This window comes from Nocardioides sp. P5_E3 (assembly GCF_054049275.1).
Map to the genome: position 1 here is coordinate 48,524 of NZ_JBFUMR010000033.1, position 8,636 is coordinate 57,159.

The 8,636-nt window shown below is 72.1% G+C and carries 10 protein-coding genes; 1 reads left to right on the forward strand and 9 read right to left on the reverse strand.

Annotation, left to right across the window (positions count from 1 at the left end; all coding sequences use genetic code 11):
* Positions 1 to 236 precede the first annotated feature (236 nt).
* Positions 237 to 1,331 carry an LOG family protein gene (locus ACXJKB_RS18850; RefSeq protein WP_457191084.1) on the forward strand — a complete coding sequence of 365 codons (1,095 nt, stop codon included), beginning with the start codon at positions 237 to 239 and terminating at the stop codon, positions 1,329 to 1,331.
* On the opposite strand, the gene ACXJKB_RS18855 is transcribed toward ACXJKB_RS18850, so the two are convergent.
* The 9 genes from ACXJKB_RS18855 to ACXJKB_RS18895 form a co-directional block, all read right to left on the reverse strand.
* Positions 1,309 to 2,526 carry a glycosyltransferase family 4 protein gene (locus tag ACXJKB_RS18855; protein ID WP_457191086.1) on the reverse strand — a complete coding sequence of 406 codons (1,218 nt, stop codon included), beginning with the start codon at positions 2,524 to 2,526 and terminating at the stop codon, positions 1,309 to 1,311. The two genes, ACXJKB_RS18850 and ACXJKB_RS18855, sit on opposite strands and share 23 nt — an antisense overlap.
* Before the next feature lie 105 nt (positions 2,527 to 2,631).
* Positions 2,632 to 3,768: a 23S rRNA (adenine(2503)-C(2))-methyltransferase RlmN gene (gene rlmN, locus ACXJKB_RS18860; protein WP_457191088.1), complete on the reverse strand. Its 1,137-nt coding sequence runs from the start codon at positions 3,766 to 3,768 to the stop codon at positions 2,632 to 2,634.
* A gap of 55 nt (positions 3,769 to 3,823) precedes the next feature.
* A complete protein-coding gene (locus ACXJKB_RS18865) occupies positions 3,824 to 4,171 on the reverse strand; it encodes a hypothetical protein (RefSeq protein ID WP_300045724.1) in 348 nt (115 codons plus the stop codon).
* Positions 4,172 to 4,255: 84 nt separating this feature from the next.
* Entirely contained in the window at positions 4,256 to 5,035 is a 780-nt protein-coding gene (locus ACXJKB_RS18870) for an SDR family oxidoreductase (RefSeq protein ID WP_457191090.1), read from the reverse strand.
* Between the two features lie 23 nt (positions 5,036 to 5,058).
* Positions 5,059 to 5,958 (reverse strand): phosphatidate cytidylyltransferase, encoded by a 900-nt coding sequence (locus ACXJKB_RS18875; protein ID WP_457191092.1) that lies wholly within the window; start codon positions 5,956 to 5,958, stop codon positions 5,059 to 5,061.
* A 12-nt stretch (positions 5,959 to 5,970) separates the two neighbouring features.
* The gene (gene frr, locus ACXJKB_RS18880; RefSeq protein WP_457191102.1) at positions 5,971 to 6,525 is read right to left on the reverse strand and encodes a ribosome recycling factor; all 555 of its coding nucleotides are present in this window, start codon (positions 6,523 to 6,525) and stop codon (positions 5,971 to 5,973) included.
* A gap of 63 nt (positions 6,526 to 6,588) precedes the next feature.
* Complete coding sequence (pyrH, locus tag ACXJKB_RS18885; protein WP_457191094.1) at positions 6,589 to 7,308, reverse strand: UMP kinase; 720 nt, start codon at positions 7,306 to 7,308, stop codon at positions 6,589 to 6,591.
* 221 nt (positions 7,309 to 7,529) lie between these two features.
* Positions 7,530 to 8,342, reverse strand: coding sequence for a translation elongation factor Ts (gene tsf, locus ACXJKB_RS18890; RefSeq protein ID WP_457191096.1), 813 nt, complete (start codon positions 8,340 to 8,342; stop codon positions 7,530 to 7,532).
* 114 nt (positions 8,343 to 8,456) lie between these two features.
* On the reverse strand, positions 8,457 to 8,636 hold a 180-nt coding region (locus ACXJKB_RS18895; RefSeq protein ID WP_457191098.1), incomplete at its 5' end, for a hypothetical protein.

The following is an 8,636-nucleotide window of genomic DNA, read 5'->3' on the forward strand; positions in this document are numbered from 1 at the left end:
GGCGACCGAGGCACGAGGTCGCCGCGTGGGCCCGGCCAGATCGAGTGGTCCCGCGGCTGAGGAACGAAGCCGCGTCAGGACCCGTACCGAGATCTGAGCCGGGCTGGCGCCGGCGTCGTCAGGGGTTGTCAGGCTCTTCCGTAGGTTGTCGGCCCGTGCACGGCCTGACAACTTCAGCGATCCCCGGTCAGCCGGGGATCGCTGGAGCACGACCGCGGTCAGCCTAGGTTGGCCCCGTGAAGCACTCCCACGGACGTGTCATCGACGTCACGAGCCTCCCCGACCTCGACCGCAGGCTCGCCGCCGGCGCCCGCTCGCTCGCCGGGTGGCGCGTCGTCGGGCTGGACCTCACCGAGCGCGGGGCAGCGCTGCTCGAGAGGTCGCTCGGCGGTGCGCTGTTCCTCGGCTGCGACTTCACCGACGGCGACGACGACGTCGTACGTCGTGCCGGTGCGATCGTGCTGCCCGAGATCCCCGGCATCCCGGTCGACACCTACCGGTCCACGCTCTACTCCCCCGGCGACCTCTACGACGCCCCGCGCTACCACGACACCCTCGACGCGCGGACCTACGCCTGGTCGCGGCGCGGCACCAGCCCGGAGGACACCCTGGCGATGGCGCTGCACGACCACCACGTCGACACGGCCCTGGCGGCGTGGGTGGCCGGACGTGACCTGGTCGGCGTCATGGGCGGTCACGCGCTGGAGCGCGGCAGCCCGGCGTACTCCGCCGCAGCGCGCCTCGGGCACGCGCTCGGCGACCACCTCACCGTGGCCACGGGTGGCGGTCCGGGCGCCATGGAGGCGGCCAACCTCGGCGCGTTCCTGCCCGACGGCCTCGACGACGCACTGGGACGCCTAGCGACGGTGCCGTCGTTCCGGCCGGACGTGGGTGCCTGGGCGCGGGTCGCTCTCGACGTCGTGGGCGCGACCTCGGGCGGCCGGGAGTCGCTCGGCATCCCGACGTGGCACTACGGCCACGAGCCGCCCAACGTCTTCGCCACCGCGATCGCGAAGTTCTTCGCCAACGCGCCGCGCGAGGCGCTGCTGCTCGAGGTGTGCACCGGGGGCATCGTCTTCCTGCCGGGCGCCGGTGGCACCGTGCAGGAGATCTTCCAGGACGCCTGCGAGAACTACTACGCCGGCCAGAGCGCCGTCGCGCCGATGGTGCTGCTCGGCCGGCGCTACTGGACCGAGGAGCTGCCGGTGTGGCCGCTGCTCCGGGCGCTGGCCGCCGGGCGGGCGATGGAGCCGCACGTGCACCTCGTCGACACCGTCGAGGAGGCCGTGCAGGTCGTGCGGGAGACGCTCAGCCGGCGCGGCGACGGGTGACGGAGGTCCGGCTGACGTCGCGGTAGTGGTCCACCAGCAGCTCGTTGACCGCCTGCCACGTCCGGCCCTGCACGCTCTGGCGGGCGGCGATTGCCATCCGGCGCCGGAGCACGGGGTGCGCCACCAGCCGCTCGACGTGGGCCACCAGGTCTGCCGCGTCGCCGGGATCGTAGAGGTGACCGGCGACGCCGTCGGGCACGACGTCGATCGGCCCGCCGGACCGCGGTGCGACCACGGGCACCCCGCTGGCCAGCGCCTCCTGGGCCGACTGGCAGTAGGTCTCGTGGCGCCCGGTGTGCACGAAGACGTCGAGCGTGGCGTGGGCGCGCGCGAGCTCCTCGCCGTGGAGGACGCCGAGGAAGGCCGCGTCCGGAAGCAGCGCCCTGAGCCGGGCCTCCTCGGGCCCGCCGCCGACGAGCACGAGGCGCACGCCCGGGAGCCGGTCGACGTGGGCCAGCAGCTCCAGCTCCTTCTCCGCGGCCAGCCGGCCGACGTACCCGACGAGGAGGCTGCCGTCCGGGGCGAGCTCGGCGTGGAGGGCCTCGTCGCGGCGCGCCGGTGCGAACAGCTCCTGGTCCACGCCGCGTGGCCAGCGGGCGACCGCGTGCACGCCGAGCCCACCGAGCTGCGCGATGCTCGCGGTGGAGGGCGCCAGCGTGCGGTCGACCCCCTGGTGGATCCGTCGGGTGAGCGCCCCCATCACCCGCGCGCCACCGGGGACGCCGTACTGCTCCGCGAAGCCGACCAGGTCGGTCTGGTAGATCGCGACCGTGGGGATGCCGAGCGATCGCGCCGCCCGCGCCGCCTGCAGGCCGAGCGCGGCGGGTGAGGCGATGTGCACGACGTCGGGCCGGAACCGCTCCATGGTGGCGCGCAGCCGGCGCCGGGTCTCCAGCCCGATGCGGAAGTCGGCGTAGAACGGCAGGCAGGCGCCCCGGGCGAGGGTCACCGGGAAGCCGGCGTACGTCGCGGGGCCGGTCGGCGCGACCAGCTCGGCCTCGTGCCCCTCGGCCGCCAGGTGCTCCAGCACCCGGCGCACGGAGTTGGTGACGCCGTTGACCTGGGGCAGGAACGACTCGGTGACGACGAGCACGCGGAGCCGCCCGGCGCGGGCAGGCGCCGGTCGGTCGGGCGCGAGGGGGACGACGGTGGCCGGGACGGTGCGGCTGCGACGCCGCCTCTCGAGCAGGTCCATGCCCCGGACGCTAGGAAGGTCGCCGCAACGCACGACCCGCCGCGGACGGACGACACGTGAACGGACCGCGACGTCTCGGCGGTGGTGCTGGGGCTGCTCCTCGGCCTACTCCTTGGCGGCGAGCTGGCCGCAGGCACCGTCGATCTCACGCCCGCGGGTGTCGCGGACGGTCGTCGGGATGCCCTTCGCCTCGAGCCGGCGGACGAACTCGCGCTCGTCGGCCGGGTCGGACGCCGTCCACTTCGAGCCCTCGATCGGGTTGAGCGGGATCAGGTTGACGTGTACCCAGCCCCAGTCGCCGTAGGAGTTGAGCACCTCGCCGAGCAGGTCGGCGCGGTGGGCCTGGTCGTTGATGCCGCGCATCATGGCGTACTCGATGGAGACCCGGCGCTTGGTGACGCGGGCGTAGTCCCAGGCTGCCTCGACGGTCTCGGCGACCGAGAAGCGGGTGTTGATCGGCACCAGCTCGTTGCGCAGCTCGTCGTCGGGTGCGTGCAGGCTCAGCGCGAGCGTGACGGGGATGCCCTCGTCGGTGAGCTGGCGGATGCGGGGCACGAGGCCCACGGTCGAGACGGTGATGCCGCGCGCGCTCATGCCGAGGCCCGCCGGCGAGGGATCGGTGAGGCGACGTACGGCCCCGACGACCGCCTTGTAGTTGGCGAGCGGCTCGCCCATGCCCATGAAGACCACGTTGGAGACGCGACCGGGACCGCCGGGGACCTCGCCGCGCGCCATCGACCGGGCCCCGGCCACGACCTGCTCGACGATCTCGGCGGTCGACATGTTGCGCTGCAGACCGCCCATGCCGGTGGCGCAGAACGGGCAGGCCATGCCGCAGCCGGCCTGGCTGGACACGCAGACGGTGGCGCGCTCGGGGTAGCGCATCAGGACCGACTCGACGAGGGCGCCGTCGAAGAGCTTCCAGAGCGTCTTGCGGGTGGTGCCCTTGTCGGCCTCGAGCGTGCGGAGCGGCGTCATCAGGTGGGGCAGCAGCGCCGCGACGAGGTCGTCGCGCTGGCCGGCCGGGAGGTCGGTCATCTCGGCAGGGTCGTCGACGAGCCGGCCGAAGTAGTGGGTGGAGAGCTGCTTGGCCCGGAAGCCCGGCAGCCCCATCTCCTCCAGCAGCGCCTTGCGGCCCGCCTCGTCGAGGTCGGCGAGGTGGCGCGGCGGCTTCTTGCGCCCGCGCGGCTCGTCGAAGACGAGGGGCAGGGTCTTGATGGGCTCGTGCGTGGATTCGGACATCGCGCCGATTCTCCCACCCCGACGGTCGACGGGGCCATTCAGCGGGTCGGACGGGTCAGGCGTCGGCCATGAAGTAGAGCACCAGCGAGGCGACGCCGCCCACGACCAGGGCGGTGACGACCATGCCCACGAACATGAACTGGGCGAACCGCCGGGTCTTGCGCTTGATCAGCATCGCGATCGGCAGGGCCAGCGCGAGGAGCACGAACGGGAACAGCTGCTCGGACGTGTCGTGGTCGAACAGCAGGCGGAGCAGCCCTGCGAACGCCCCCGGCAGGGCGGTGACGAAGAGCATCCCGGCGAAGAAGCCGGTGATGCCCGCGAACGTGGGGTGGCTGTGGTGCCACCACTCGAAGTGGCGTTCCTGCGACGCCTCGTGCGCCTGCTGCTCTTGCGTCTCCACACCACCAGCCTAGGCGCTCGGCCGCCACGCATCGCGCGGGGCGCGCGGTGGCAGGGAGGTCCGTCCGGGCGGCAGGCGCCGCGGTCAGGCCAGGAACTCCCGGGCTCCCCGCAGCCGGGTCGACAGCAGCGCCGCCGCGCGCGAGGAGTCGAGGCGTACGTCGACGGGGCCCGGCACGGCCAGCGCCGCCCGCGTCGTGGCTCGCAGCACGTCGGGGTCGAGGCCGTCGCGACGCGCGATGAGCCGACCGAGCTCGTGCCGGCTCATGCCGTCGGCCCCGGCCACGTGCAGGACGCCCTGGGCGTCGCCCTCGGCGAGCTCGACGAGCGCGCGGGCGAGGTCCTCCACGTGGACCGGGCAGCGGCGCTCGTCCTCGAAGAGGGCGCCGTCGGCGCCGGCCGCCAGTCGTCGGACGAGCTCCTCGTGCTGCGACGCGCCGTCGCCCAGGATGAGCGAGGTGCGCGCCACGACAGCGTCGTCACAGGTGTCGAGGACCGCGCGCTCCGCGGCGACCTTGGCCTCGCCGTAGGGCGAGACGGGGTCCGTCGGTGCTGTCTCGTCGTAGGGGCGGTCGGAGCCGCCGAAGACCACGTCGCTGGAGACCAGCACCATCCGGGCGCCGTGCCGGGCGGCCGCGCCCGCCACGTGGGCCGCACCGTCCGCGGTGACCGACCGGTCGGACTGGACGTACGCCGTGTGGACGATCGCGTCGGGCTGGTGCCGCTCGACCAGCGACTCCACCGCCGCAGCGTCCCGCACGTCGGCGTCCGCGGACCCCACGGCGACGACCTCGTGGCCCGCCGCGGCCGCAACGACGTAGCGCCCGAGGTAGCCGGTGCGGCCACCGGTGACGAGCAGGCGCATGGGACGTCCGGTCGCAGGGCTCGTCAGAAGACGAGGTAGTAGAGGACCAGCCAGATCGGGGCGACGGTGGCCAGCAGCGAGTCGAGCCGGTCCATCAGGCCGCCGTGGCCGGGGATCACCTGGCTCATGTCCTTGATGCCGAGGTCGCGCTTCATGACCGACTCGCAGAGGTCGCCCAGCGTGGCCATCACCGCGGCAATGACCCCGAGGAGGACGCCGACCCACCAGTCGCCGCCGAGGAACGACGTCACCAGCCAGACACCGACCGCGATGGTGGCGACCATCGAGCCGGCGAAGCCCTCCCAGGACTTCTTGGGCGAGATCACGCGGGCCATCGGGTGGCGACCGAAGAGGACGCCGGCGATGTAGCCGCCGGTGTCGGAGGCGATGGTGATGGCGATGAAGGTGATGACGCCGCGGACGCCCGGGTCGTCGAGGTCGAGGCCGAATGCGGGGGCGGTGCCGCCCTCACCGAGCAGCAGCGCCACGAAGGACGCCAGGAACGGCACGTAGATGAGGGTGAAGACCGACGCGGTGGCGTTCATGACGTAGCCGTCGACGCCGCGCCTCAGCAGCCACAGCATGATGACCAGCGCGGTGACAGCGGTGGCGGTGACCAGCGCCGGTGCGCCCCAGACGTAGGCGACAACGACCATCACGACGCCACCGAGCATCAGGGGCTGCTCGGGGATGTCGATGCCCTTGGCGGCCAGCCCCTGGTGCAGCTCCCAGACCGCGACCACGACGGCGACCGCCACGATGCCCATGAACGCGGGCTTCCAGAACAGCAGCGACAGCAGGATCGCCGCGACGAGGACGACCGCCGAGATGACGGCAGCCCGCAGGTCTCGACCGGCGCGACCGTGGTCCTTGGGTGCGTTCGGTTGGGGGGCGGGCGCCGCCGGAGGATCAGGAGTGGTCATCGGCAGGGTGGCTCAGACCTCGAGCAGCTCGGCTTCCTTGTGCTTGAGGAGCTCGTCGATCTTGTCGGTGTGGGTCTTGGTGACCGCGTCGAGGCGCTTCTCCGCACCCGTGACGTCGTCCTTGCCGACCTCGCCGTCCTTCTCGAGCTTCTCGAGGGCCTGCTTGGCGGTGCGGCGCACGTTGCGCACCGAGACGCGGCCGTCCTCGGCCTTCGACTTGGCGAGCTTGATGTACTCCTTGCGGCGCTCCTCGGTCAGCTCGGGGAAGACGCAGCGCAGCACCTTGCCGTCGTTGGCCGGGTTGACGCCGAGGTCGGAGTCGCGGATGGCCCGCTCGATGTTGCCCATCGCGCCGATGTCGAAGGGCTGGATGAGGATGGTGCGGGCGTCCTGCGAGGAGAAGCTGGCGAGCTGCTGCAGCGGGGTCTGGGTGCCGTAGTAGTCGGCCGTGATCTTGGCGAACATCGCCGGGTTGGCACGGCCGGCCCGGATGGCGGCGAACTCCTCGCGCGTCGCCTCGACGGACTTGCCCATCTTGGCGTCGGCATCGTTCATGACGTCGTTGATCACGGTTGCTCTCTCTCCTCGTACGTCGTGGTGCTGGTGGCGCAGGCAGGTGGGGCGGGCCGGTCAGGCCGTGCTGCTCACCAGCGTGCCGATCTTCTCACCCCGCACCGCCCGCCCGATCGTGCCCGGGGTGGAGAGGTTGAAGAAGACGATGTCCATCTGGTTGTCGCGGGCCATGGCGATGCCGGTCGCGTCGGCGACCTTGAGGTCGCGCGCGAGGTACTCGTCGTAGCTCAGCTGGTCGAACTTCACCGCGTCGGGGTTGGTCTTGGGGTCGGAGTCGTAGACCCCGTCGACGCCCTGCTTGCCCATCAGGATCACCTCGCAGCGCGTCTCCAGCGCACGCTGGGCGGCGACGGTGTCGGTGGAGAAGAACGGCATGCCGGCGCCGGCACCGAAGATCACGACGCGACCCTTCTCCATGTGCCGGATGGCCCGGCGCGGGATGTAGGGCTCGGCGACCTGGCCCATCGTGATGGCCGTCTGCACGCGCGTCTCGACGCCGTGCTTCTCGATGAAGTCCTGGAGCGCGAGGCAGTTCATGACCGTGCCGAGCATGCCCATGTAGTCGGCGCGGGCACGCTCCATGCCGCGGTGCTGGAGCTCCGCGCCGCGGAAGAAGTTGCCACCGCCCACGACGATCGCGATCTGGACGCCCGACTTGGCGACCTCGGCCACCTCGCCGGCCGTGGCATTGATGACGTCGAGGTCCAACCCCACCGCACCTCCGCCGAACACTTCACCGGAGAGCTTGAGCAGGACTCGCTTGTACGCCACGTGCATCCCTTCACAGCCAAACTGGGTGGGTCATCCGAAACCTACCGGACCGGACGGGGGCCGACGAAACCGGACTGTCCGCGCGGGCGGGAGGCGTCGTACGAGCGGTGGCTGAGCCACCTTTCCGACGTCCCGAGGGTGGGTGGGGCACCGCCACCGTAGGTGCGACGAGGGGCCGTACGCCGTGTGGCGTACGACCCCTCGTCGGTGATCGGGTGAGGCGTGGCTCAGGCGCCGACCTCGAAGCGGGCGAACCGCTTCACGGTGGTGCCGGCCTCGTCGAGGACGGCCTTGACCGACTTCTTCGACTCGGTGACCGACTCCTGCTCGAGCAGGACGATCTCCTTGAAGAACCCACCGAGGCGACCCTCGACGATCTTGGCGATCGCCTGCTCGGGCTTGCCCTCCTCGCGGGTCTTCTGCTCGGCGATGGAGCGCTCGGACTCGACGACGTCGGCCGGGACCTCGTCGCGGGTGAGGTACTGGGCCTTCATCGCGGCGATCTGCATCGCGGCGGCGCGGGCGGCAGCCTCGTCGCCCTCGAACTCCACCAGCACGCCGACGGCGGGCGGGAGGTCGGCGGCACGCTTGTGCATGTAGGTGACGGTGGTGCCGTCGAAGTAGGCGACCTCGCCCAGCTCGATCTTCTCGCCGATGGTGATGGCGAGGTCCTCGACGACCTCGCCGACGGTCTTGCCGTCGAGCTCGGCGGCCTTGAGGGCAGCGGTGTCGGCGGCCTTGACGGAGTCGGCGACATCGGCGATCTGCTGCGCCTTGGCGATGAAGTCCTCGTTCTTGGCGACGAAGTCGGTCTCGCTCTTGAGCTCGACCAGGGCATTGCCGGAGGTGGCGACGAGGCCTGCAGCGGTCTCACGCTCGGCGCCGCGGGCGGCGGCCTTGGCGGCACCCTTGACGCGGAGCAGCTCGACGGCCTTGTCGAAGTCGCCGTCCGCCTCGGTCAGCGCCTTCTTGCAGTCCATCATCCCGGCCTGGGTCAGCTCACGGAGCTTCTTGACGTCGGCGGCGGTGAAGTTGGCCATGGTCCTTCTTCCTTTGATCCAGGGGGTTCGCGGTCCGGCTCGAGGCGAGCCCGCGGTGGGTGGGACGACGCGGGGCGCCGGCCGCGGACGTGAGCCCGCGGCCGGCTGACCTGCTCAGTCCTTCTTGTCGGCCTCGGCCTCGGCAGGCGCCTCGGTGGCGGCGGCCTCGGTCTCGGCGGGCGCCTCGGCGGGGGCCTCGGTGGCGGCCTCGGCCTCGGCGGGCGCCTCGGTCGCGGTCTCGGCGGGCGCCTCGGTCGCGGTCTCGGCGGGCGCCTCGGTCGCGGTCTCGGCGGG